A 23132-nucleotide genomic window follows, 5' to 3' on the forward strand; every position below is an offset into this window, starting at 1 on the left:
TGTAGGTGTGGCCGGCGAAGCTGATGCCTCCGGGAACCTTGTGGACGAATGGGTGTGCTTCTGCTGGTCTGCAGTCGTTGCAGTAGCGCGTGATGGACTTCGTCGTTCGGTTGCAGTCGATGCAGTATTTGGTCGGACGTTTGCGAACCATCAGGCGATCTCCTCTGTGTTCGATGTGACGGGTTGGCCGCTGCCTCGCCAGACTCCGACCGGGCGAGAGTCCTGGCGTTCGATGGCCCCGTTGTGGACGACGACGGGCCGGGGCCGGTCGGCTTCGGGGTGCTGCAGGAACTGGGTTGCTGGGTCGGCGCACTCGTCGCACTGGTCGTTGGTAGCGGTCGCCGGAAGGGCGATATTGCAGTCACGGCAGACCTTTGGACGCAAGGGAGCGGGGAAGGGGGTACACGTGCTCCCTTGCTCCCTTGGGGAAGGGAGCACCTCGGATACACCCTCTGACCTGGAAGGGAGCAAGGGAGCAAGGGAGCGCGCATGGGGTGCACCCTTGCTCTCTTCCTCGACTTCGCCGTCGACGATGGTGGGGAGCTGCCAGAACCAGCTGGGGCCTTCCTTGACCGCCTGGACTCCGACGCGCTTCTTGGCTCGCTTCACCTGATCCTTGGAGAAGCCGTTGGCGTCGGCGGCCTGGAAGACGTCGGTGGCCTTGCGCCGTTCGAGCTTGAGGTAGTCCGCGAGCCAGTCGTCGACGTCCCGGTTCGACTGACCGTCTTCACCTGAGAGGAAGTCTCGGGCATCCGAGGTCGTCTCTCCCAACCATTCGAGTGCACCGATCTCGGTCTGCTCGCCGTCGATCATGACCGCCTTGGAGACGATGTGCGCCTCGACTGATCGGGTACGAGGAGCGAGGTTGCCCTTCGTGTTGGTCACGACCAAGTTGCCGGTATCGGGGTCGGCGGCGACGGACAGGACCGAGCGTGCGACCTGGGACCAGGCGATGCTGCCGAGGATCAACTTGCCGCTGTCGGCTCCGTCTCGCTTGCCGAAGTGGACGAGCCCGAGAATCACAATGTTGTGCCGCGCAGCGAGTTGGGACAGCGGTTCAAGGTACTGGCGAACCTGGCGGTCATCCTTGCCCGAGAGGTTCGAGGACATGGCGCTTGTCGCCGCGTCCAGAACGATGAACGTGACCTGGTAGTCAACGATGAGTTCTTCGAGGGCTTCCAGGTCGTACGGCAAGATCACGGTGCCGTTGTCGGTGTACTCAGTCTCGACGTCGACGAAGATCACGTAGTCCAGGTCGGCACCGGCTGCGAGGAGTCGCGGGACGACCGTGTGCTCGCGGGAGTCTTCGGAATGGAAGTAGATGACGTATCGGCCGGCGCGGGTCTCTCGTGCGGCCCAGTGCACTGCGATCGTGGACTTGCCGAGGCCTTCTCGTCCAGCGAGGAGTGTCAGTGCTCCGAGGGCGATCCAGAACGGTTCCCACCATTCGATGCGCTTGGGCTGTACGGCTGCACCGAGGGTTACCCGGAGCCGACGACCCGTGTGTGAGTCGGTCAAGATGCTTTCCTTCGTAGGTCGGGGTGCTCGCGGTAGAAGGCGTCTCGGTCTGCGATGACCTTTGAGACTCGCTTCCAGTCGATTTCCTGCGAGGCGATGACAGCTGCTTCTTTCAGTGCTTCTCTGGCCTGCTGACGCTGTAGAAGGTCTTGTTCGAGTGCCCATCGGTCACCGGCGACGAGGATGGCGGCGACCTTGGCCGGATCACTGTCTTCGAGGTCTTGCCATTCCTGGGTGCCGAGGATGGGGAGGTTTCCGTACTGGCCCCGGAGGACGCGGCGCACGTACGGGTGCACCGCGTCCCAGTTGACCGCGTAGGTCACTGGCTACCGCCGGTTCCTGCAGGGCTTGCAGTGGAGGGCCGGTTTCAGTCCCAGCTTGACTGCGATGCTGGCGAGGGCGTTCGAGACGAGCCATTCACTGCAGGCGGCGGGGATCGGGGTGCCGGTCTGGCGGGAGAAGGCGACGTCGCCGATCTTGAAGCGGTGGAGGACGACCGGCTCGTCGTCCTCCTCGTCGTCGGCTTCGGCGGGGGCGATCATCAGATCGGCGGCGGCGATGCACCCGCGGTGGATCTGACCTTTGGAGTCGATCAGGTCGACCTTGACCATGTACTCGCCGAACAAGTCGTCCCAGTAGTAGCCGTGAATCGAGTCGATCATGTCGACTCCGCAGCGGTCGATCAGGGTAAGATCAGGCATATCTTCTGTCTCCTTCTGTGTGGTGGAAGTGGTGGAGCTGGTGGCGTTCTTGGCGGAGTGCACCAGCTCCTTTTTCATGTCGAGGTCGGTCATGCTGCGCCGCCAGGGACGACAGTGTTCGCCGTGATGTAGGCGTCGACGTCGGACCAGCGGTAGAGGACTTTGCGGCCGTGCTTGATGTACGGGATGCCGCGGCCGAGGTACCGGTCCTGTGCGAGCGCACTCGTGGTGGTGTGCATCGCTTCTGCGACTTCCTTCGGTGTAGCGAGGTTGGTCATTTCTCGTCTCCATTCAAGACTTCCTCGGATTTCCGAGGCTTGAGAAGAATGACAGCACATCACTACTCATCTCGTCAAGCCTCGGAAAATCGAGTACCGTTCTTTGGCATGGACGAAGGCGAGACGATCTCGGTGATCGTTGGCGAGAACGTAAGGCAGCTACGGACCGGCGGAGGACACACCGGCGACGCACTTGCTCGAGAGCTAAGACGGTTCGGGAAGTGGAACTCCGCGCGCGTTTCAGACCTTGAGAAAGGTCGCGTATCCCCTACCATCCCAACACTCTTCATCCTTACCCAGGCTCTCGGAACACTCCTTCGCAGGCCGGTAATGGTCGCTGAACTTCTCGATGCCACGGGCTGGGTGTCGCTGGGTTTCGTCGCTGTACGGGCCGAACGAATCACCGAGGCGTTCGACGGCAAGGGGTTCGCCCTGACGAATGCCGACGTCATGGGATGGGAGGAAGCACCTTCATACACGGGGCCGATCGTCGATTTGTCCGTGCTCACAGCAGTTCGCCAGGCAGCTGGCGAAGCAGAAATGCGTACGGCGCGCGAACTCGGGCTCACCAGCGATGAGATGGCCGGATATTCAACACTCCTTTGGGGGCAATCCCTCAGCGCACGCCGGGACCAACTCGCAGGTGACGGGGCCAACGCCCAGAAACGAGGCCGCATCAGCCGCGAGCTCAAGGCGGAGCTGCGCGAACTCGTTGAGAACGTCACGCGGAATTTCGACGATCAGGACGACCCCAGTGGCGACGATTGAGCCGTACGACACCAAAGCCGGTCGCCGCTACCGGGTGATCTACCGGCGGCCAGACGGGAAGCAGACCAGCAAGCGCGGCTTCACAACGAAACGGGACGCCGAACAGTGGTCGGCGAAGAACACAGTCGACATAATGACGGGCGCGTACGTCGCACCAGCAGCTGGTCGACGACTGTTCAGCGACGTCGCCGCCGACTGGGCCGGATCACAGCATCACCTTGCGCCGTCGACGACCGCTCGCTACAGGCACATCGGCGACCAGCTCACCGAGAAGTTCGGTCATCTCCCCCTGTCCAAGGTCACCAGACCGCTACTGCGCTCGTACGTCGCCGAGCTCGTCGACGACCGCACCCCGGCCGAGACCATCCACAAGACGGTAGGTGTCCTGCGCCGCATTCTGGCGCTCGCTGTCGAAGATGGTCGTCTCGCAGTCAATCCGGCCGAGGGGCTGCGTCTACCGCCGATCGTTGCCACAGAAATGCGGTTCCTAGACCTTGAGCAGCTGCGGGCGCTCGCCGAGGCGGCAGGACCGGATCAGGCCACCATTTGGACGCTCGGAGTGTGCGGGCTGCGCATGGGTGAACTCGTCGGCCTGCAGCACCAGGACGTGGACAGGTCCGCCGGCGTCCTGCACATCGTGCGATCGGTGACCATCGTCAACTCAAAGCTGACAGTCGGCCCGCCGAAGAACGGAAAGCGTCGAGCCGTACCACTGCCGTCGTTCGTCGCCGAACAACTACCGGCCGGGATAGGAGAGTCGCCGGTGTTCCCGTCCCCAACCGGCGGGCTGATCCGTCACAACAACTGGCGGCGGCGCGTGTTCGACCCAGCCGTCAAGAGGGTCGGCCTCGAGCTGCATCCCCATGAGCTGCGGCATACCGCGGCATCGCTGGCAATCGCCGCAGGGGCGAACGTAAAGGCCGTTCAGGCGATGCTTGGGCACGCTCGGGCGTCGATCACGCTGGACCGGTACGGACACCTCTACCCGGCCGACGTCGAGGCGATCACCAGCACCTTGAACACCCTGCTGATGCCCTCTACGTGACTGTGCATCACCGGCCGTTGTTGCCGGAATGTTGCCACGAATGAATCAGGCCCGGCATGAGAACGTCTCTCGTACCGGGCCTGACCTCTGTCTTCATTTGTGGAGCCTAGGAGATTCGAACTCCTGACATCTGCCTTGCAAAGGCAGCGCTCTACCAACTGAGCTAAGGCCCCGAACCGGGTGTCCGGTCGGTGAAATTGTGGTGGGCCTAGGAGGACTTGAACCTCCGACCTCTTCGTTATCAGCGAAGCGCTCTAACCGCCTGAGCTATAGGCCCTTGACCGAGACTGAAGATTACCCGAACTCGGATAGTTCTCCAAAACGGCTGGTCAGAGACTCAATCCAGATCGGCGAGCGTGACCTCGACGCCACCGACCATGTCGGCGAAAACGTTGTAGATGTACGCCGAGATGGTCGTGAGCGCCGTCACGAGGACCGCGGAGACGACGCCGAAGAGTGCGCTGAACATGAACACTTGGCCACCGCTGATCAAGTCCTGACCGCTGGTGCTTCCATCGCCGTTGACGATGGTGCCGAACGAGCTGTTGATCTGATCCCAGATGCCCATTCCGCCGAGCACGCCGTACAGGATCGCCACCGCGATCATCCAGATCAGGAAGCCCGTGACCGACAGCACGCCGGCGACCTTGAACACCGACCACGGGTCCACGCGGCGGACCTGAACCGATGCACGCAACGGAACCCCGACCGCACGGGCCGGGATCGTCTGGCTCGACGCCCGCGCGATCGCCTCCTCCTTCGCGTGCTCTGCGTGGTGGATGGAGTCGAGGTCGGGCAGCTCGTCCTTCGGCGCCAGATCCTCCCGCGGAATGTTGCGGGTCGCCGACTCCACGAAGGGTGCCGGTCCGGCCGACGGCGCCGATGCACCCGGCGCGGCCGGGTTCGGTTTCGCCGGTCCGGGTTGGCCGGGCCCCTGCCCAGCCGGTCCCCGCTGGCCGGAACCGGGCGGGGTCGGCGCCGGCCTGCCCGACGAATCCGAGGCCGACGGCTTGGCCACCGGCATCGGCCCGGACGCCGGACTCGACGCAGGCCGGGGAGCAGCCACTGGATTCGGCCCGGTCGCAGGATTCGGACCCGTCGGCGGCTTCTGCCCAGACTGCGGATTCGGGCCGGACTGCGGATTCGCTGCCGGCATCGGTCCCGATGCGGGCTTGCTCACCGGGATCGGCCCGGACGCCGGACCCGTTGCCGACTTCGGTGCGGCCTGTTCGCCCGGATCGGTCTCCGGTCGCGGCGTCGACCCCGAGACCACTCCGCGCGGGGGCGGCCCGCCGGCGCGTTGACCCTTCAACGCGCCGGCGGCCTTGGCCATCTCCCCCGCCGTCAGCCCGGTCGCGGCGGCGTTCTCGGCGCGCTTCCACGGCGGGGGCACCGCCCCGCGTTCGACGTTGCTGTCGTCCGGCTGACTCGGTGTGCTCACAGGCCAATCCTCACAGGGCGATTCCTCACTGAACAGGTGCTACCCAACACTAACCGCTGAACGGGTCAGTTCTCGTCTGCCGCGCCCTCGTCCTCGTCGGGCTCATCGGCGTTGCGGGCGATCGCGATCAGCGTGTCGCCGTCCGACAGGTTCATCAGACGCACGCCCTTGGTCTGTCGGCCGGCCTTGCGGACCTGCTTGGCCTTGGTGCGGATGACGCCGCCGCCGGAGGTGATCGCGTAGATCTCGCTGTCGATGTCGACCACCAGGGCGCCGACCAGGTCGCCGCGCTTGGGATCGTGCTGAATCGTCAGCACGCCCTTGCCGCCACGACCCTGCGCCGAGTACTCCTCGATGTCGGTGCGCTTGGCGTAGCCACCCGACGTCGCGACCAGCAGGAAGGTGTCGGGTCGGACGACGGTGAGGCTGAGCAGCTCGTCGTCGTCGTTGAACCGCATGCCCTGCACGCCGGAGGTCTGCCGCCCCATCGGCCGCAGCGTCTCGTCGTCGGCGGTGAAGCGGATCGACTGGCCCTTCTTCGACACCAGCAGCAGATCGTCGTCGGCGCTGCACAGGCGCGCACCGACCAGCTCGTCGTCGCCGCGCAGGTTGATCGCAGCGATGCCGCCGGACCGGTTGGAGTCGAAGGCGTCCAGGCGCGACTTCTTCACCAGACCGTTGCGGGTCGCCAGCACCAGGTACGGCGCGTCCTCGTAGCCGGAGATCCGGATCACCTGGGCGATCCGCTCCTCCGGCTGGAAGGCCAGCAGGTTCGCCACGTGCTGACCGCGCGCGGTGCGGTTGGCCTCGGGCAACTCGTACGCCTTGGCGCGGTAGACGCGCCCCTTGGTGGTGAAGAACAGCAGCCAGTCGTGCGTGCTGGAGACGAAGAAGTGGGCGACGATGTCGTCCTGCTTCAGGCCGGCTCCCTGCACGCCCTTGCCGCCGCGCTTCTGGCTGCGGTACAGGTCGGTCTTGGTGCGCTTGGCGTAGCCGGTCTCGGTGATCGTGACGACGACGTCCTCGCGGGCGATCAGATCCTCGTCGGTCACATCGCCCTCGGCGGGGATGATCTTGGTCCGACGCTCGTCGCCGTACTTGTCGACGACCTCCTTGAGCTCGTCGCGGACGATGGCCCGCTGCCGCTCCGGACGATCCAGGATGTCCTTGTAGTCGGCGATCTGACGTTCGATCTCTTCGAGTTCGTCGATGATCTTCTGACGTTCCAGCGCGGCCAGGCGACGCAGCTGCATCGCCAGGATCGCGTCGGCCTGGACCTCGTCGACGTCGAGCAGATCCATCAGGCCGCTGCGGGCGATGTCGACGGTCGCCGACGCGCGGATCAGCGCGATGACCTCGTCGAGCGCGTCGAGCGCCTTGACCAGACCGCGCAGGATGTGGGCGCGTTCCTCGGCCTTGCGCAGCCGGTACCGGGTGCGTCGGACGATGACCTCGATCTGGTGCGCCACATAGTGCCGGATCATCTGATCCAAGCGCAGTGTGCGCGGCACGCCGTCGACGATCGAGAGCATGTTGGCGCCGAAGTTGGTCTGCAGCTGCGAGTGCTTGTACAGGTTGTTCAGCACCACGCGGGCGACGCCGTCGCGGCGCAGCGTGATGACGATCCGCAGGCCGGCGCGGTCGGACGACTGGTCCTCGATCTTGCTGATGCCCTTGAGCTTGCCGTCGTTGACCTGCTCGGCGATCGAGCTGATGAGGTTGTCGGGGTTCACCTGGTACGGCAGCTCGGTGACGACCAGCTGGGTGGTGCCCTTGACCTCTTCGATGTCGACGACCGACCGCATCCGGATGCTGCCGCGCCCGGTCATGTACGCGTCGCGGATGCCCTGGCTGCCGACGATGAGCGCGGCGGTCGGGAAGTCCGGCCCCTTGACCGCGTCCATGCACGCGGCGAGGGTGCTCTCCTCGTCGGCGTCGGGGTTCTCCAGCGCCCAGAAGACCGCCTCGGCGACCTCGGTCAGGTTGTGCGGCGGGATGTTGGTGGCCATGCCGACCGCGATGCCGCCCGAGCCGTTGATCAGCAGGTTCGGGATGCGCGAGGGCAGGACCGTCGGCTCCTGCGTCTTGCCGTCGTAGTTCGGGACGAAGTCGACGGTCTCCTCGGTGATGTCGCGCAGCATCTCCATGGCCAGCGGCGTCAGCCGGGCCTCGGTGTAACGCATGGCGGCGGCGCCGTCGTTGCCGCGCGAACCGAAGTTGCCCTGACCGTCGATCAGCGGATACCGCATCGACCACGGCTGAGCCAGTCGGACCAGCGCGTCGTAGATCGAGCTGTCACCGTGCGGGTGGTAGTTGCCCATCGTCTCCGACACCGGGCGCGCCGACTTCACATAGCCGCGCTCGGGGCGGAACCCCGCGTCGAACGACGCGTACAGCAGGCGGCGGTGCACCGGCTTGAGGCCGTCGCGGACCTCCGGCAGGGCACGACCGACGATGACGCTCATGGCGTAGTCGATGTAGCTGTTCTGCATCTCCTGCCCGAGGTCGACGGGCTCGATGCGATCGCCGCCGTTGTTGTCGGGCAGATCAGTTTCGTCGCTCATGAATCACTTTCCTGCGGCGCGTGCCGCTCAGCTGGCATCGGTGCGGAGCCGGGCGCATCGTCGGCCCCGCGGTTTCGAAGTCGGTCGGTGGCGATCAGACGTCCAGGAAGCGGACGTCCTTGGCATTTCGCGCGATGAAGGTGCGGCGCGCGGCGACGTCCTCGCCCATCAGGATCGAGAAGAGCTCGTCGGCCGCGGCGGCGTCGTCGAGCGTGACCTGCTTGAGCACGCGGACTGCCGGATCCATCGTGGTCTCCCACAGCTCGCTGGCGTTCATCTCGCCCAGACCCTTGTAGCGCTGGATGCCGTCTTCGGTGTTGATCTTCTTGCCGGCTGCCTTGCCCGCCTCGAGCAGCGCGTCGCGCTCGCGGTCGTTGTAAGCGAACTCCGGCTCGGCGCCCTTCTGCCACTTGAGCTTGTACAGCGGCGGCATGGCCAGGTACACGTGCCCCTGCTCGATCAGCGGCCGCATGAAGCGGAACAGCAGCGTGAGCAGCAGCGTCGCGATGTGCTGACCGTCGACGTCGGCGTCGGCCATGAGCACGATCTTGTGGTACCGCAGCTTGCTGATGTCGAACTCGTCGTGGATGCCGGTGCCGAAGGCCGTGATGATCGACTGCACTTCGGCGTTCTTCAGGACGCGGTCGATGCGGGCCTTCTCGACGTTGATGATCTTGCCGCGCAGCGGCAGGATCGCCTGGTACATCGAGTCGCGTCCCGACTTGGCCGAGCCGCCTGCCGAGTCGCCCTCCACGATGTAGACCTCGCACTTGGTGGGGTCATTGGAGCGGCAGTCGGCCAGCTTGCCGGGCAGACCGCCGATGTCGGTGGCCGTCTTGCGACGGACCAGCTCGCGGGCGCGACGCGCCGCCAGGCGCGCCTGCTGGGAGTCGGACGCCTTGCGGATGATGGTCTTGGCCTCGGCCGGGTTGGCGTCGAACCACATGGCCAGATGCTCGTTGCAGGCCTTCTGGACGAAGCTCTTGACCTCGGTGTTGCCGAGTTTCGTCTTGGTCTGACCTTCGAACTGCGGGTCGGCGACCTTGACGGAGATGACCGCGGCCAGCCCCTCGCGGATGTCGTCGCCGGAGAGCTTCCCGTCCTTCTCCTTGACCAGCTTCTTATCGGTGGCGTAACGGTTGACGGTGCTGGTCAGCGCCGCACGGAAACCCTCTTCGTGCGTGCCGCCCTCGGCGGTGTTGATGGTGTTGGCGAAGGTGTGCACCGATTCGGCGTAACCCTCGTTCCACTGCATCGCGATCTCGACCTCGTGGCCGGTGCCCTTGGCGGTGAACCCGATGACCGTCTTGTGGATCGGAGCCTTGGTGCGGCTGTTGAGGTGCTTGATGTAGTCGACGAGACCGTCCGGGTAGTGGTAGGTCCGCGTCTTGACCTTGGCGATGGCCGAGGCCTTCTCCTCCTCGGTCTTGATGCTCGCGTCACCGTCGTCGGACTCGTCGGCCTCGGCCTCGAGCACCGACTCGTGGACCCGCTCGTCGGTCAGGGTGATGGTCAGTCCCTTGTTGAGGAAGGCCATCTCCTGCAGGCGGCGGGCGATCGTCTCGATGTTGTACTCGACGGTCTCGAAGATCTGCGGATCCGCCCAGAAGCGGACGGTGGTGCCGGTGGCGTCCGTCGGTGCGCCCTCGGCCAGGGGCCCCGGTTCGGCATGGGTGTAGGTCTGCGCCCAGTGCGAGCCGTTGCGCTTGATCTCGAGCTCGACCTTGGTCGACAACGCGTTGACCACCGAGATGCCGACGCCGTGCAGACCGCCGGAGACCGCGTACGAATCGGAGTCGAACTTACCGCCGGCGTGCAGCTGGGTCATGATGACCTCGACCGCGGGAACACCGGTGGCGTGCATGCCGACCGGCATGCCGCGGCCGTCGTCGACCACTTCGATGCCACCGTCGGCCAGCAGGGTGACATCGACGCGGGACGCGTATCCGGCCATCGCCTCGTCGACGGAGTTGTCGACGACTTCCCAGATCAGGTGGTGCAGGCCGCGCTCACCGGTGGAGCCGATGTACATGCCGGGACGCTTGCGGACCGCTTCCAGACCCTCGAGGATGCTGATCGAGTCGGCACCGTACTCGCTCGACGTCGACTTTCCTGACTTCTTTGATGCGTTGCCGCTGGTGTCTGCCACGGAGGGTCAGCTCCCGTTCGTCTTGGGGACAGTTACCGCCCAGTGTACTGGGTAATGAACGCAGAGCGACGCTTACCACGCCCTGACTGCGACGGAGAACGACGATCTTCGCCACAGACGGGGCCGATCATGCCTCTGACGCGTTTCAGGCCTCTGGCGCCGAAATCGAGGGGTGGGTCGGGCCTACCCGTACGTGTCGCGCGGTCCGCGTCCGGAGATGTGCCGCGGCCCCTTGCGCCATGACGGCGCCTGCGGTCCGGTGATCCGCAGACTGGTGACCATGCCGTGGCCGATCACCTTGGCGATCTTGGCCAGGATCTGACTCTGCATGTACCGCAGCTGGGTCGCCCACGCCGTCGACTCCGCGCTCACGTGCAGGACCGTGCCGTCCAGGCGCTTCGGCTCGGCGTGCGAGGCGATGTCCTCCCCCACGATCTGCGGCCACATCCCGAACAGGGCGCCCTCGGAGATCCGCGGTTCCCAGCCGTGCTGTTTGGCGACGCTGCCGATCATGCTGCCGAAGGACTGCGGATCGCGGGTGTCGGGACCGGCGCCCGACCATCGCCTCCGCGAGCGGTCGCCGCTGCGGCGGGTACCGCGCAGCGGCGCTGCTCGTCCCATGCCGACCGGTTTGCCCTGGGCCCGGGCATCGGCGCGGGCCTCCTCGAGGGCCGCGCGTGCCAGGTCGTAGCCGGACAGGCCCGCAAGTGGTGTGGGAGCGCCGTCAGCGTCGCCGGTCGACGGGGTCGGATGCGGTTCAGTCATCGTCAACCTCCTGTTCGGGCGATTCGCGTGCCGGGAGTCCGAGCTCAGCCGATTCCGGTTCGGGAGATCCCGTCGCCGCGGGGTCACCGGTCTCGGCCCCGATCGCCTCGTCGGCGGTCACCACCGAATGCCTGAGGTCATCTTGCTCCAAGACTCCGACACCGATCCTGCGGCCCACGACCGAGGCGGGGATGTCCTCGGCGACGGCCGCGGTGATCAGCAGTTGATCGGCGTCGGCGGTGGACTCCGCGAGCAGTTGCCTGCGCTTGACGTCGAGTTCGGCGAAGACGTCGTCGAGCATGATCACCGGTTCAACGCCGTCGGCGCGCAACAACTCGACGCTGCCCAACCGCAGGGCCAGGGCGAACGACCAGCTCTCACCGTGACTGGCGAATCCCTTGGCCGGCTCGTCGCCGAGAGTGAGCAGCAGGTCGTCTCGATGGGGGCCGACCAGACACATCCCGCGGTCGATCTCCTTGCTCCGCAGCTCGACGAGTCGGGCGGCGAGGACCTCGCGGATCTGCTCCACGCTGCTCTCACCTCCCGGATCGGAGTCGACCTCGGGTCCGGTGGCCGATCGGTATGCGATCCGGGCCGGACGCGAGTGCGGGGCGATCGACGCGTAGGCGTCGGTCACGAACGGAGCCAGCTGGGCGACCACCGCGAGCCGGGAGGCCGTCACCTGTGCTCCGAGGTCGGCCAACTGCAGGTCCCACGCATCCAGGGTGCTCAGGATCGAGTCGGCCTGACCGCCTCCTCGGCGCAGCGCGGCTCCCGCGCTCTTGAGCAGCGCCGACCGCTGCCGCAGCACCCGGTCGTAGTCGGCTTTCGCGCCGGCGGCGACCGGCCGGAGCTGCGCGACCAACTCGTCGAGGAACCGGCGACGGTCGCCGGGTTCACCGCGGACCAGGGCCAGGTCCTCGGGCGCGAACAGCACCGCGCGAAGAATGCCCAGCACCTCGCGGGTGCGCCGCACCGGCCGGGTGTTGATCGTGGCCTTGTTGGCTCCCTGCGCGGGAATGGTCAGGTCGACGGTCAGCTCGCGCCCGTCGTTCTCGACCGTGGCACGCACGCGGGCGGCATCGGTTCCGGTGCGGACCAGCGGTCTGTCGGACGACACCCGGTGCGACCGCAGCGTCGCCACGTAGAACAGCGATTCCAGCAGGTTGGTCTTACCGAAGCCGTTGCGGCCGACGAAGATCGTGGTGCCGGGAGTCAAGGTGAACTCGGCTCGCGGCCACGACCGGAAGTCGTGCAATGCGAGTTCTCGAACGAACAATCCGTCTCACCTCGATGACGACGGCGCCAGGGTCGTGTCGGCACCGTTCATCGATCCCAGAATCATCGCTGCACCCTTTCGTCAGTCGCCGGTCTCACTCACGAACGCCCAGGTCACAGACCCGGGACCCCCGTCTGGGTCAACCCGGCAGACGGACCGGCATCAGCAGGTAGCTGAACTCGCTCGCGGCAGCCGGGTACGCACCGGACTCGTCGGCGACGGGCTCTTCACCGACCGACGGCCGCAGGACCGCGGGTCGGATCGCCGCGCGCGGCTGTCCGGAGCCGTCGGGCTCGGGATTGGTGAAACCGAACTCGACCGACTCGGTGCCGATCGCAGCCAGACCGTCGAGCAGGTAGTGCGGGTTGAAGGCGATGATGATCGGCTCGCCGTAGAAGTCGACGGGCAGGACCTCTTCGGCCTTTCCGGCCTCGTCGCCGCCGGCGGTGAGCAGCACCGATGAGCTGGTGAAGTCGAGCCGGACCTGGGCGCCGCGTTCGGCGACCAGCGAGACGCGCTTGATCGATTCGATCAGCGGTGCGCTCTCGATCACGGCGACCGAGGAGTGCGTGGCCGGGAACAGCTGCCGGAACTTGGGGAACTCGGCGTCGAGCAGCCGAGTGGTGGTCTTCTTGGCGTTGTTGGTGATGCCCAGCATCCCATCCGAACCGATCGCGTGGACCGAGCCGAAGGCCAGCTCCACGTTGCCGGTCGCGTCGGAGCCCGCCGATTTGGCGGCGTCGGAGAGGGTCTTGGCCGGCACGAGGGCGGCTCCGGAGGCGCCGGCGTCTGCGGGCAGCCAGTGGAGTTCGCGGACCGCGAGCCGGAATCGGTCGGTCGCGGCGAGGACGACCTTGTCGCCCTCGATCTCGACTCGGACACCGGTCAGCATCGGCAGGGTGTCGTCCTTGCCTGCGGCGATCGCGACCTGCGCGACTGCTTCGGCGAACAGATCGGCCGGGATGGCGCCGGTGTTCTGCGGGACCTCGGGAAGCTCGGGATAGTCCTCCACCGGCATCGTGGGCAGCGAGAACTTGGCGCTGCCGCAGCTGATGGCGACGCGCGAGCCGTCGATGGTCACATCGACGGGCTTGTTGGGCAGTGCCTTGGTGATGTCGGCGAGCAGCCGGCCGGAGACCAGTGCCTTGCCCGGTTCCATCACCTCGGCGGAGATCGTCTGGGTGGCCGAGACCTCGTAGTCGAAGCCTGCGACCTGCAGTCCGGTGTCATTGGCGGTCAGGACGACGCAGCCGAGGACAGGCACCGGTGGGCGCGAGGGCAGGCTGCGGGCAACCCACGCGACTGCATCGGCGAATTCGTCGCGCACGACACGGAACTTCATCGGTGGTGTAACCCCTTCTCGACGTGCCGGTGTCCCGCAGGGTGCAGCGGGTCCGGCGATGGTTGCTCGCCGAGTCCCACTGTAGAGCGCTTCGGACCGGTTTGCGGAACCGGATGCCGAACTCGCCCCGGCCGCGAAGGCGGCCGGGCAGCGCTGGGTGCGGGGGGTGTCGATCGGCTGTGCATGCACACAGCTTCTTTTAAAAGATGTTCTTAAAAGATGATCCAGTAGTAGTGATAGGCACTGTGAAAACTGTGGATTCTCACGCGTCTTCGGTGGTCACCGCGAGAATCCGGGTGTGGAGGGGCGGTGGAGCAGGACGGTGGATGAATCGGGTCCGCTGTGGATGGAAAAATCTGATCCACCGAAAAGCGCCCGCTGTCCACAGAAAACACCCCTGTTGTCACCAGGAAGTCCACAGGTTCGACGCTGCCGCCTCCGCGCAGCAGCCGCGAGGTCCCCTACCGGGTCGAAAACAGGAAAACGGCCGCACCCGCGAGGCGGAGTGCGGCCGTTGGTGCGAGGCGCCCGGTCAGCGGTTGGCGCGCTGCTTGATCCGCGCGGTCAACTCCTGAACCTGGTCGTAGATGTTGCGGTTCTCGTGCATCTGCTTGCGGATCTTCTTGTCCGCGTGCATCACCGTCGTGTGATCGCGGTCGAAGGTCTCACCGATCTTCGGCAGCGACAGGTCGGTGAGCTCGCGGCACAGGTACATAGAGATCTGTCGAGGCAGTGTCAACGCGCGGACCTTGCTCGGTCCGCACAGGTCATCGACGGACAGGTCGTAGAACTCCGCAGTCTGCGCGACGATGCTGGCGGCACTGATGTCCATCGGCCCGGAGTCGGGAATCAGCGCCTTGAGCACCACCTCGGCGAGCCCGGTGTCGAGTTCGGTGTTGTTCAGCGACGCGAACGCGGTGACGCGGATGAGCGCGCCCTCGAGCTCGCGGATGTTGCGTTCGATCTTCGACGCGATCAGCTCGAGCACGTCGTCCGGCGCGGCCATCTTGTCCATCTGCGCCTTCTTGCGAAGGATCGCGATGCGCGTTTCGAGGTCGGGCGGCTGGACGTCGGTGATCAGACCCCACTCGAACCGGGTGCGGAGCCGGTCCTCCAGGGTCGCGAGCTGCTTGGGCGGACGGTCTGACGAGACGACGATCTGCTTGTTCGCGTTGTGCAGCGTGTTGAAGGTATGGAAGAACTCCTCCTGGATGCCTTCCTTGCCTTCGAGGAACTGGATGTCGTCGATGAGCAGCATGTCGATGTCGCGGTAGCGGCGCTTGAAGGCCACCCGTCGGTCGTCGCGCAGCGAGTTGATGAAGTCGTTGGTGAACTCTTCGGTGGACACGTACTTGACGCGCATCCCGGGGAAGAGCCGCTGCGAGTAGTGGCCGGCGGCGTGCAGCAGGTGCGTCTTGCCCAGCCCCGACTCGCCCCAGATGAACATCGGGTTGTAGGCGCGCGCCGGGTTCTCGGCGACGGCGACCGCTGAGGCGTGAGCGAACCGGTTCGACGCACCGATGACGAAGGTGTCGAACGTGTACTTGGGATGCAACGACGTGGTGCTGTTGTCCGGTGCGGTGGTCTCGCGCTGCTCGAAGTAGGTGGTCCACTCGCGCGGTTCGACCGGTCGAGTGCGCTGTGACTGCTGATAGTTCAGCGCCGCGAGCTCCTCGTCGGAGGGAATCGCCGGACTCGCCGGGTATGTCGGGGTGGGAATCCCGCCCGAACCGACCGTCACGGGGTCGTACGGGGAGCCCGTGACAGGGGTGCCGGGTGTGACACTTGTTGCACCCGTGGCACCTGAGTGTGGATGTGCATCCCCAAACGACGACCCCGACTCGGCCCCTGCCTGTGGAGTCTCCTCGGGTTCGTCGACGCGCACCGCGATATCCACACTCTGGCCGAGATGACGGCTGAGAGTCAGGCGCACCGCGTCGCGCAGATTGCGTTCGATCTGCTCCTGCACGAGCGCCGACGGCACCGCCAGCAGCGCGAAACCCTCGGTCATGGTCAGCGGTCGAACCAGCGACAACCAGGCCTTTTGCTGCCGCGTGAGCGGCTCGGCCTCGGCGGGGCCCGCGCCGCTGGACAGATCGGCGACAACAGCACTCCAGATGTCGCTGAACGACTCCCGGTCCCCGGCCACTAGCTCCCCCTTGGGTATCGAATCGGTTGGCTTCCGTGAATGAGAGTGCCACGAAGGGGCGCCTCGGCGCGAGTTGTCCACAAAGTTGTCCACACCTGTGGATGGATCTGTGAGTGAATTCCACAGGTGTAGTTCGCTGTGGGGACATATGCGCTGGTAACCCCTCGTTTGATTTGGCTTCCCGGTCCCAGTACCCTCGAAAGGTCGCCTGTACATGGACTGCGGTAACGCGCGCTCGTCACGAGCCGGCCCCGGCCGATCCATGAGGGGCCGAAAGACCGCCTGCAGTACCAACACAAGGAGTTCCAGTGGCCAAGGGAAAGCGCACCTTCCAGCCGAACAACCGTCGTCGCGCTCGCGTGCACGGCTTCCGTCTGCGTATGCGGACCCGCGCCGGACGCGCCATCGTGAACGCACGTCGTTCCAAGGGCCGCGCCCAGCTGACCGCCTGAGTCGCGAATCCGGCCCGGGTAATCGGTGTCGGCCGACGCGGCGCGGATTTCGCGGAAGTCCGATTTCACCCGCACACTCTCCAAGGGTGTGCGGGTTTCGGCACGTGGACTGACAGTACACGTCGCGCCGGTCGGTGGCTACTGGCCTGACGAGCGCGAACTGCGGCCCGACGTCGCCTTGACCGGCGGGCCGTGGCTCGGCCTGATCATCTCGAAGAAGGTCGGCAACGCGGTGATCCGTCATCGGACGGCTCGGCGCCTTCGTCATGCCTTCGCCGCCGCGGCGCCTGCTCTGCCCGCCGAGAGCTACGTGGTGCTTCGCGCGCACCCGGGCATCGTCGAGTTCACGAGTACCGAGCTGACCGAGATCTTGCAGAAGGCGTTCAGCCATCGCAAGGTGCTCGCCGCGACGGACTTGGCGAACGCTGCTCATCGAACCGTGATCGACGGTTCCGGCGGGGAGGCCTGATGTCGTTCGTGCGTTGGCTCTACCGCCTGCCGCGGCTGAGTCTGATCTTCCTCATCGAGCTGTACCGAACCTGGATCTCACCGATGCGCATGCCTACGTGTCGGTTCGAGCCGACCTGCAGCGGCTACGCCGTCGAAGCACTCGACAAGCACGGCTTCGTCTGGGGGTCGGTGCTCGCCACCTGGCGCCTTCTGAAGTGCGGACCGTGGCACAAGCCCGGGTACGATCCGGTCCCCGAGATGGGGCCGGTGCAGTGGCTGCGCAGCAAGACTTCAAACAGTGGTGCCACCGCACCAACTTCAGATAGGGGTAAGTGAGCCGTGCTCAACTTCATCTACTACCCGGTGTCCTGGATCATGTGGGTCTGGCACTGGCTGTTCGACAGTATTCTGCCGAACACCCCCGGCTGGTCGGGTCTGGCATGGGCACTGTCCGTGGTCTTCCTGGTCGCCTCGCTGCGCGCCATTCTGTACAAGCCCTTCGTCAAGCAGATCCGCACGACGAAGCAGATGCAGGAAATCAACCCGCAGATGCAGGCGATTCGCAAGAAGTACGCCAATGACCGGGTCAAGATGACCGAGGAGATGCAGAAGCTCCAGAAGGAGCACGGCTTCAATCCCCTCCTCGGCTGCCTGCCGATGTTCATGCAGATCCCGGTGTTCATCGGCCTGTTCCATGTGCTGCGCTCGTTCAACCGGTACGTCCCCGAAGGCGGCGGCGGCTTCGGCCTGCCCCACACCGGCGCCAACTTGGGGCTGGAAGTCAACCGGCACGTCGGGAACTACGCGTTCAGCCCGGAGCAGGTGCAGAACTTCCTCGACGCCCGTCTGTTCGGTGTTCCGCTCTCGTCGTTCATCACCCAGCCGATGGAGCAGTGGCGGGCGTTCGTGCCGTCGGGCAACCTCGCCGACGTCGACTTCACCCGCTGGCAGATCGCACTCGTCGTGGTGCCGCTGATGATCATCGCCTCGTTCGCCACGCACATGAACTCGCGCGCTTCGGTGGCGCGTCAGAGTGCGGCCGCTGAGGAGAACCCGCAGACGCGGATCATGAACAAGCTCGCGCTGTACGTCTTCCCGCTCGGCATCTTGGTCACGGGCGCCTTCTTCCCCGTCGCCATCCTGCTCTACTGGGTGTCGAACAACGCGTGGACCTACGGCCAGCAGCACATCGTCTTCGGCAAGATCGCGAAGGAAGAGGAAGAGGCCAAGCTCGCCAAGGAGGAGCGGCTGCGAGCTGCGGCGCCCAAGCCCGGAGCGCGCCCGGACAAGACCAAACGTCAGGCGTCGGCCACGCTCACCAAGTCCGACGCCGACGATGCGGACGATTCGGCACCCGCCGACGACGCGGCTGAGAAGGCCGGCGGCAAGACTGCCGCGGGCACCGGGTCGGCGAACTCCGCGCCGGCCAAGCCTCAGCGCAACAAGCCCGCCCCCGGACAGAAGCCGGCCAGGCCCGGCGGTGCGCGGCAGTCGGGCAGCAAGCGCAACAAGAAGAAGGGTCGGCCCGGCGGCCGATGACGGCGCCGCGACCTACGAGACGTTTCCCTAAAGTGAGGTAGAACATGACTGACCAGACTGTGTCGGCCGCGGACGACGAGAAGGTCGAGCCGGTAGCGCCCGCCGAGCCCGATACCGAACTCGTCGATGAGGATGACGTCGACGAAGAGGATCAGCTCGTCGAGGAAGGCGAGATCGCCGGCGACTACTTGGAGCAGTTGCTCGACATTCTCGACTTCGACGGTGACATCGACCTCGACGTCGATGGCGATCGTGCGATCGTCAGCATCGACGGCGGCAAGGATCTCAACAAGCTCGTCGGGCGTAACGGTGAGATCCTGGACGCGCTTCAGGAACTGACCCGCCTGGCCGTCCAGCAGGCGACCGGCGATCGCAGCCGACTCATGCTCGACGTCGCGCGGTGGCGTGCGGATCGGCGTGATCGACTTGCTCGTGTCGGCACCGAGGTCGCCGAGCGGGTGCGCGATTCGGGCGAGCGCGAGTCGCTTGATCCGATGACCCCCTTCGAGCGGAAGATCGTTCACGACGCGGTCGCTGCTGTCGCCGGCGTCTACAGCGAGAGCGAGGGCGCCGAGCCCAACAGGCGTGTGGTCGTCATCAAGGAATGACGCAGCACTCCCCTGCCAAGAGAACCCCGACCGTCGCGGTCGGGGTTCTCTGCTCTTCGGTGGGTGTCGGCATCGGAGTCACTCGCGGGTTGAGATCGGTGGGATCTCACCGGAGATTCACTTTCGACACAGTGACTTAATGGCCTGGTTGCTCGGTGTGGCCCTCGGCGTGCTGCTTTTTCGCCTACCTCGGGGTTCAACGATGCGGCGACGAGCTACAGCGTCGTGGACCACCGGGAGGCCGCGGGCAGACCGATCATGCGGTCTCTGCATCCTCACCGGCCCCCTGCCGACGCCCCGCCGACGTCGCCGGTCACCGGACGACCCCGCGACCCTCAAGACGACCATCGGCGAATTCATCGTCTGCGCTGACTCTCGACGGAATCGTTTCCGGTACGAGCGCTGCTGATGGTGGCGACGGCGGCCTGGTTCCGGTAGTGGTCCACGAGGCGGTTGATGTCCGCTGCTGCTTCGGTGGCACCGCAGATCCCTTCGCGTGTCATCGGAACCTCTCATCCCTTCCAGGTGTTGAGCATCAGGGCGCAACCGGACTGGAACCAGGTCCATCGTGAACTGGCAATGGTCAGCGTCAATTCATCCCCTGTCAACGACCGGTGAACCCGACGACCGACGGCACTCGGCTGCAAGACGGTAATCGCCGCCAGATCCGGCTCGAGGAAATCGACCGGCCGACCGTCTAATGATCGCGCCGTCCGACTGTTCGCCTTCGGCAGCCACGGGCCCAGCTGCTCGGTGAAGTCCGCCGGCGAGGCGAACTCACGAACCGGCAGGAACGAGGTCTCGCAGTAGCTTGGCCGCGTCAGGCCATCCCCCTTGAACTCACCGGTCTCGCAGTGGCGCCAGGACGATCCTCGTGCCGAGGCTGTTCGCGAGAAACGTGGCCGGATCAGGTTTGCTTTCCTCGCCCACCGATTGCCGACTCGCGGTCCCACACAAGAGTTTTCGAGACTTTGCCGACTACGGCGACCAGTTGCCGCATGCCGATGCGGATGCCTCCGGTCTGCCGTGACGCGATCATCGTCGCGGACAGGAGCTTCGAGAACGTCAGCGCGTCATCACCAGCACCGGCAAGATGGCTGCCTGCCCGTGACCGGTCGGCGATCACCGTCGCCGGCGTTCGCGCATCCAGCATCGATTGCGGCCGGATCGCACATTCGACCACGTCGAGCGTCGGTCCCTCGTCGTCCGCCTACGTCGGCGGTTCCTCTGACCGCAGCGCCGCCCGCACCGTGTTCCTGGCGACACCAGCCCACTGGAAACTGGATCACGACCGGAGCGAAGGACATTCGTGAAGAAGCCGCTGCCCAGAGACCGATGCCCCAGACCCACTGGATACCCACCGGCGCGATTGGCGGCGCTCAGAGGCGACAACGGGTGGTGTTTCCGCACGCGCGACTTGCGTACTTCATCCGATGCCCCGGAGCATCGCTCAGACTCAGTCGCCGGTGTCTCCCCTCCTTCGGAAGATGGGCCCACTGTCCGATCGATTGCGGCCGAGGTACCAGGAACAGAGATGTGCAAGCATCCGAGGATCCGCAGTGGACGCAGGTCGATCGGTCGCCTCGACTTGAACCGTCGTCGGGACCGGGGTCGGAGCGACTCCTCAAGCTGTTCGGGATGGCGATGATTCACGTGAAACATGCGCCGAACATTCGCATCGACCGTAGGCCTCGGCCTACTCGACCACCCTAGGAGGCTCCGCTCAGGCCGGTCAAGTCCCGGGTAGTGGTGTAACTGGTTTGTGATCCTTCGTTGGTGTTCAGGCGGGTAGTTCTATCAGCGGGTCGGTACTCACCTCCGTCTTCGGGTCGGTGTCGGTGTCGGTGGTCAGGGTTAGTCGGCATCGGCCCAGGACTTCCAGGCCGAGGTATCGGCGTCCTTCGGCCCATTCGTCGGTCTGTTCGGCCAGGACGGCGCCGATGAGCCGGATGATGGCGTCTCTGTTGGGGAAGATGCCTACGACGTCGGTGCGGCGGCGGATCTCGCGGTTGAGTCGCTCGGTGGGGTTGTTGGACCAGATCTGTCGCCACACGTCGTCAGGAAACGCGGTGAACGCCAGTAGGTCCTCGCGAGCATCGCCGAGGTGCTCGGCCACATCGGGGAGCCGTCCTTCGGTGTACTCGATGAGCCGGTCGAACTGGGCGTTGACGGCCCCTGCGGTGGGCTGGTCATACACGCTGTGCAGCATCGCCTTCACCGCTGGCCACATCGACTTGGGGCACACGGCCATCAGGTTCGCGGCGTAGTGGGTGCGGCAGCGCTGCCACGCCGCTCCCGGCAAGTTCGCTGCGATCGCTTCGATGAGGCCGGCGTGCGCGTCGGAGGTCACCAGCCGGACTCCGCCGAGGCCGCGGGCCACCAGGTCGGCGAAGAACGTGTGCCACGAGGCTTTGCTCTCGCTGGTGGCCACCTGCATACCGAGGACTTCGCGGTGGCCGTCACCGTTGACGCCGGTGGCTAACAGTACGACGGCTTTGACGACCTGCTTGTTCTCGCGGACCTTGATCGTCAACGCATCGGCGGTGACGAACGTGAACGGGCCAGCCTCGTCGAGACGGCGATGACGAAACGCAGCGACCTGTTCATCAAGATCTTCGGCCATCCGGGAGACCTGCGACTTCGACAACGAATCAATGCCCAAGGTCTTGACCAACTTGTCCATCCGGCGGGTCGAGACTCCGGCCAGGTAGCAGTCCGCCACGACAGTGATCAGTGCGGCTTCGGCGCGTTTGCGGCGTTCGAGCAACCACTCGGGGAAGTAGGTGCCCGAGCGCAGCTTCGGCACAGCGACGTCGATCGTGCCGACGCGAGTGTCGAGGGGGCGGTGCCGGTAGCCGTTGCGGTGGTTGGTGCGGTCTTCGGAGCGGCGGCCCCATTCGGCGCCGCAGACGGCGTCGGCATCGGCCGATAACAGGGCGTTGATCATCGTCTGCAACAGCTCGCGCATCAGATCCGGTGATGCATCGGCGAGGGCTTGGCTCAGCAGGCCAGCAGGGTCGACAATATGGGGTGCGGTCATCGTGATGACTCCGTTCGAGGATTCTGTGGAAGGTTGACTCGAAGGATCACACGGTGACCGCTCCCGTCCCCGGCAACGACACGCTGCCGGCGACCGTCCTGGTCACCGAGTTACACCACTCTATGGGGCACCACCCTCAGGCCGGTCGAGTAAGCCTGCGAGCGCAGCGAGCAAGCGCATCGAGACCCCCACACCTCGTCTCGTTGTCAACGGCATCTCAAGGTTTCAACCATGAGGAACCCCCGGCTGTCTGTCTCATTGAACGTCAGTCTGCAGACAGTAGGCATCTCCTGGTTCGAGCCGTGAGACTTTCACCGACCGAGTGAGAAGACCGTGGGCGACATCAGCGGGCCGTGCTCGGCGGCTGATGATGCGCAGTCGGAGGGCGGCCAGCGTGGCTTCGACGATCCGTTCACGGGCCGCTTCTCGCGTCTGTCCTGCAAGGAGCCAGGAAGGTGCGCGGGAGGTGAAGCTGCCTGGAGGCGAAGATGCTTGGGAGACAAAGGCGCATCGAAGTTGAAGGAGCGCAGAGTCGGGCCCTTCGTGGAAGATGTCGGCGACGCCGACCGAGCTGGTGACGTCGAGCGGAAGCTCACGAATGTACTGACCGTCCAGCCGTCATCGGAACGTGGACCGTCGTGCGATTCCGGTTGATTGAGTGTGAACGAGCAGACCTCCAGCGTGCGCCGTCGGCTCGGTTGCCTGCCTGTATTCCAAGGCCGAACCTGTGTAGTCGGCGCCTCCCCTCCCCCACGCGTGGACTGGACGTGCCGCTTCAATGAGCAGCGAGCGAAGTTTATCGATCGACCGAGACCAACCGACTGGGACAAACCGAGTTGGTGCACGGGACAGGAGCGCCGCCGAAGACGGTCACGGTGAATGGGTCACGGTGAAGCAGATCTGCGGTGCGCGGACGACCCCTCCGACCATCACACTGGGCACCCGTCGGCCCGCGGATCGTGCGACAGCCGGTTCATGATCGTGCACCTCGCACGCGAGTGGACGGTGAGCCCGAGCATCCGGCCCGGTCGTGGACGGCGGATT

General features: G+C 65.5%; 21 protein-coding genes and 2 tRNA genes. 7 read left to right on the top strand and 16 right to left on the bottom strand.

Annotation, left to right across the window (positions count from 1 at the left end):
* Window positions 1–150: 150 nt before the first annotated feature.
* The 4 genes from AAFO60_RS19630 to AAFO60_RS19645 all read right to left on the bottom strand — a co-directional run bounded on the left by AAFO60_RS19630 (window position 151) and on the right by AAFO60_RS19645 (window position 2497).
* Window positions 151–1518, bottom strand: coding sequence for an AAA family ATPase (locus AAFO60_RS19630; RefSeq protein WP_347957936.1), 1368 nt, complete (start codon window positions 1516–1518; stop codon window positions 151–153).
* On the bottom strand, window positions 1515–1841 hold the full coding sequence (locus tag AAFO60_RS19635; protein ID WP_347957937.1) for a DUF2742 domain-containing protein: 327 nt from the start codon (window positions 1839–1841) through the stop codon (window positions 1515–1517). Before AAFO60_RS19635 ends, AAFO60_RS19630 begins: the two co-directional genes overlap by 4 nt.
* A 3-nt stretch (window positions 1842–1844) precedes the next feature.
* Window positions 1845–2219, bottom strand: coding sequence for a hypothetical protein (locus AAFO60_RS19640; protein ID WP_347957938.1), 375 nt, complete (start codon window positions 2217–2219; stop codon window positions 1845–1847).
* A gap of 89 nt (window positions 2220–2308) precedes the next feature.
* A complete protein-coding gene (locus AAFO60_RS19645) occupies window positions 2309–2497 on the bottom strand; it encodes a DNA-binding protein (protein ID WP_347957939.1) in 189 nt (62 codons plus the stop codon).
* Window positions 2498–2545: 48 nt separating this feature from the next.
* Between AAFO60_RS19645 and AAFO60_RS19650 the strand changes: the two genes are divergently transcribed.
* Window positions 2546–3265, top strand: a complete 720-nt coding sequence (locus AAFO60_RS19650; protein ID WP_347957940.1) for an XRE family transcriptional regulator — start codon at window positions 2546–2548, stop codon at window positions 3263–3265.
* Window positions 3252–4310 carry a tyrosine-type recombinase/integrase gene (locus AAFO60_RS19655; RefSeq protein ID WP_347957941.1) on the top strand — a complete coding sequence of 353 codons (1059 nt, stop codon included), beginning with the start codon at window positions 3252–3254 and terminating at the stop codon, window positions 4308–4310. Before AAFO60_RS19650 ends, AAFO60_RS19655 begins: the two co-directional genes overlap by 14 nt.
* Window positions 4311–4410: 100 nt before the next feature.
* On the opposite strand, the gene AAFO60_RS19660 is transcribed toward AAFO60_RS19655, so the two are convergent.
* The 9 genes from AAFO60_RS19660 to dnaA form a co-directional block, all read right to left on the bottom strand.
* Window positions 4411–4483 (bottom strand) — tRNA-Ala (locus AAFO60_RS19660).
* Window positions 4484–4510: 27 nt separating this feature from the next.
* Window positions 4511–4587, bottom strand: a tRNA-Ile gene (locus tag AAFO60_RS19665).
* A gap of 60 nt (window positions 4588–4647) precedes the next feature.
* Window positions 4648–5751 carry a DUF3566 domain-containing protein gene (locus tag AAFO60_RS19670; protein WP_347957942.1) on the bottom strand — a complete coding sequence of 368 codons (1104 nt, stop codon included), beginning with the start codon at window positions 5749–5751 and terminating at the stop codon, window positions 4648–4650.
* 65 nt (window positions 5752–5816) lie between these two features.
* A complete protein-coding gene (gene gyrA / locus AAFO60_RS19675) occupies window positions 5817–8315 on the bottom strand; it encodes a DNA gyrase subunit A (protein ID WP_347957943.1) in 2499 nt (832 codons plus the stop codon).
* A 94-nt stretch (window positions 8316–8409) separates the two neighbouring features.
* Window positions 8410–10464, bottom strand: coding sequence for a DNA topoisomerase (ATP-hydrolyzing) subunit B (gene gyrB / locus AAFO60_RS19680; RefSeq protein WP_347957944.1), 2055 nt, complete (start codon window positions 10462–10464; stop codon window positions 8410–8412).
* A gap of 183 nt (window positions 10465–10647) precedes the next feature.
* Window positions 10648–11229, bottom strand: coding sequence for a DUF721 family protein (locus AAFO60_RS19685; RefSeq protein ID WP_347957945.1), 582 nt, complete (start codon window positions 11227–11229; stop codon window positions 10648–10650).
* The gene (gene recF, locus AAFO60_RS19690; RefSeq protein ID WP_347957946.1) at window positions 11222–12508 is read right to left on the bottom strand and encodes a DNA replication/repair protein RecF; all 1287 of its coding nucleotides are present in this window, start codon (window positions 12506–12508) and stop codon (window positions 11222–11224) included. Before recF ends, AAFO60_RS19685 begins: the two co-directional genes overlap by 8 nt.
* Window positions 12509–12647: 139 nt before the next feature.
* Window positions 12648–13850, bottom strand: coding sequence for a DNA polymerase III subunit beta (dnaN, locus tag AAFO60_RS19695; RefSeq protein WP_347957947.1), 1203 nt, complete (start codon window positions 13848–13850; stop codon window positions 12648–12650).
* Window positions 13851–14382: 532 nt separating this feature from the next.
* Entirely contained in the window at window positions 14383–15999 is a 1617-nt protein-coding gene (gene dnaA / locus AAFO60_RS19700) for a chromosomal replication initiator protein DnaA (protein WP_347957948.1), read from the bottom strand.
* Between the two features lie 308 nt (window positions 16000–16307).
* Here dnaA and rpmH point away from each other — a divergent pair, with 308 nt between their 5' ends.
* Genes rpmH through AAFO60_RS19725 form a run of 5 tightly spaced genes read left to right on the top strand, consistent with a single transcriptional unit; the run spans window position 16308 to window position 19048 of the window.
* Window positions 16308–16451, top strand: a complete 144-nt coding sequence (gene rpmH / locus AAFO60_RS19705) for a 50S ribosomal protein L34 (protein WP_347957949.1) — start codon at window positions 16308–16310, stop codon at window positions 16449–16451.
* Between the two features lie 25 nt (window positions 16452–16476).
* Window positions 16477–16920 carry a ribonuclease P protein component gene (gene rnpA / locus AAFO60_RS19710; protein WP_347957950.1) on the top strand — a complete coding sequence of 148 codons (444 nt, stop codon included), beginning with the start codon at window positions 16477–16479 and terminating at the stop codon, window positions 16918–16920.
* Window positions 16920–17237: a membrane protein insertion efficiency factor YidD gene (gene yidD / locus AAFO60_RS19715; RefSeq protein WP_347957951.1), complete on the top strand. Its 318-nt coding sequence runs from the start codon at window positions 16920–16922 to the stop codon at window positions 17235–17237. Before rnpA ends, yidD begins: the two co-directional genes overlap by 1 nt.
* Window positions 17238–17240: 3 nt before the next feature.
* Window positions 17241–18440: a membrane protein insertase YidC gene (yidC, locus tag AAFO60_RS19720; RefSeq protein ID WP_347957952.1), complete on the top strand. Its 1200-nt coding sequence runs from the start codon at window positions 17241–17243 to the stop codon at window positions 18438–18440.
* Between the two features lie 44 nt (window positions 18441–18484).
* Window positions 18485–19048: a protein jag gene (locus AAFO60_RS19725; RefSeq protein ID WP_347957953.1), complete on the top strand. Its 564-nt coding sequence runs from the start codon at window positions 18485–18487 to the stop codon at window positions 19046–19048.
* A 356-nt stretch (window positions 19049–19404) separates the two neighbouring features.
* On the opposite strand, the gene AAFO60_RS19730 is transcribed toward AAFO60_RS19725, so the two are convergent.
* From AAFO60_RS19730 to AAFO60_RS19740, 3 genes are all read right to left on the bottom strand, one after another.
* Entirely contained in the window at window positions 19405–19551 is a 147-nt protein-coding gene (locus AAFO60_RS19730; protein ID WP_347957954.1) for a hypothetical protein, read from the bottom strand.
* Window positions 19552–19955: 404 nt separating this feature from the next.
* The gene (locus AAFO60_RS19735; RefSeq protein ID WP_347957955.1) at window positions 19956–20231 is read right to left on the bottom strand and encodes a hypothetical protein; all 276 of its coding nucleotides are present in this window, start codon (window positions 20229–20231) and stop codon (window positions 19956–19958) included.
* 597 nt (window positions 20232–20828) lie between these two features.
* Entirely contained in the window at window positions 20829–22088 is a 1260-nt protein-coding gene (locus AAFO60_RS19740) for an IS256 family transposase (RefSeq protein ID WP_062391848.1), read from the bottom strand.
* Window positions 22089–23132 lie beyond the last annotated feature (1044 nt).

This window comes from Gordonia aichiensis, assembly GCF_039946255.1.
Classification (GTDB): Bacteria; Actinomycetota; Actinomycetes; order Mycobacteriales; family Mycobacteriaceae; genus Gordonia; species Gordonia aichiensis_A.

Coding starts and splice junctions, on each gene's coding strand:
- AAFO60_RS19640 (WP_347957938.1), bottom strand. CDS start 2,219: ATGCCTGATCTTACCCTGATCGACCGCTGCGGAGTCGACATGATCGAC.
- dnaN (WP_347957947.1), bottom strand. CDS start 13,850: ATGAAGTTCCGTGTCGTGCGCGACGAATTCGCCGATGCAGTCGCGTGG.
- AAFO60_RS19730 (WP_347957954.1), bottom strand. CDS start 19,551: ATGACACGCGAAGGGATCTGCGGTGCCACCGAAGCAGCAGCGGACATC.
- AAFO60_RS19685 (WP_347957945.1), bottom strand. CDS start 11,229: ATGACTGAACCGCATCCGACCCCGTCGACCGGCGACGCTGACGGCGCT.
- yidD (WP_347957951.1), top strand. CDS start 16,920: ATGTCGTTCGTGCGTTGGCTCTACCGCCTGCCGCGGCTGAGTCTGATC.
- AAFO60_RS19650 (WP_347957940.1), top strand. CDS start 2,546: ATGACAGCACATCACTACTCATCTCGTCAAGCCTCGGAAAATCGAGTA.
- gyrA (WP_347957943.1), bottom strand. CDS start 8,315: ATGAGCGACGAAACTGATCTGCCCGACAACAACGGCGGCGATCGCATC.
- AAFO60_RS19740 (WP_062391848.1), bottom strand. CDS start 22,088: ATGACCGCACCCCATATTGTCGACCCTGCTGGCCTGCTGAGCCAAGCC.
- AAFO60_RS19645 (WP_347957939.1), bottom strand. CDS start 2,497: ATGACCAACCTCGCTACACCGAAGGAAGTCGCAGAAGCGATGCACACC.
- AAFO60_RS19725 (WP_347957953.1), top strand. CDS start 18,485: ATGACTGACCAGACTGTGTCGGCCGCGGACGACGAGAAGGTCGAGCCG.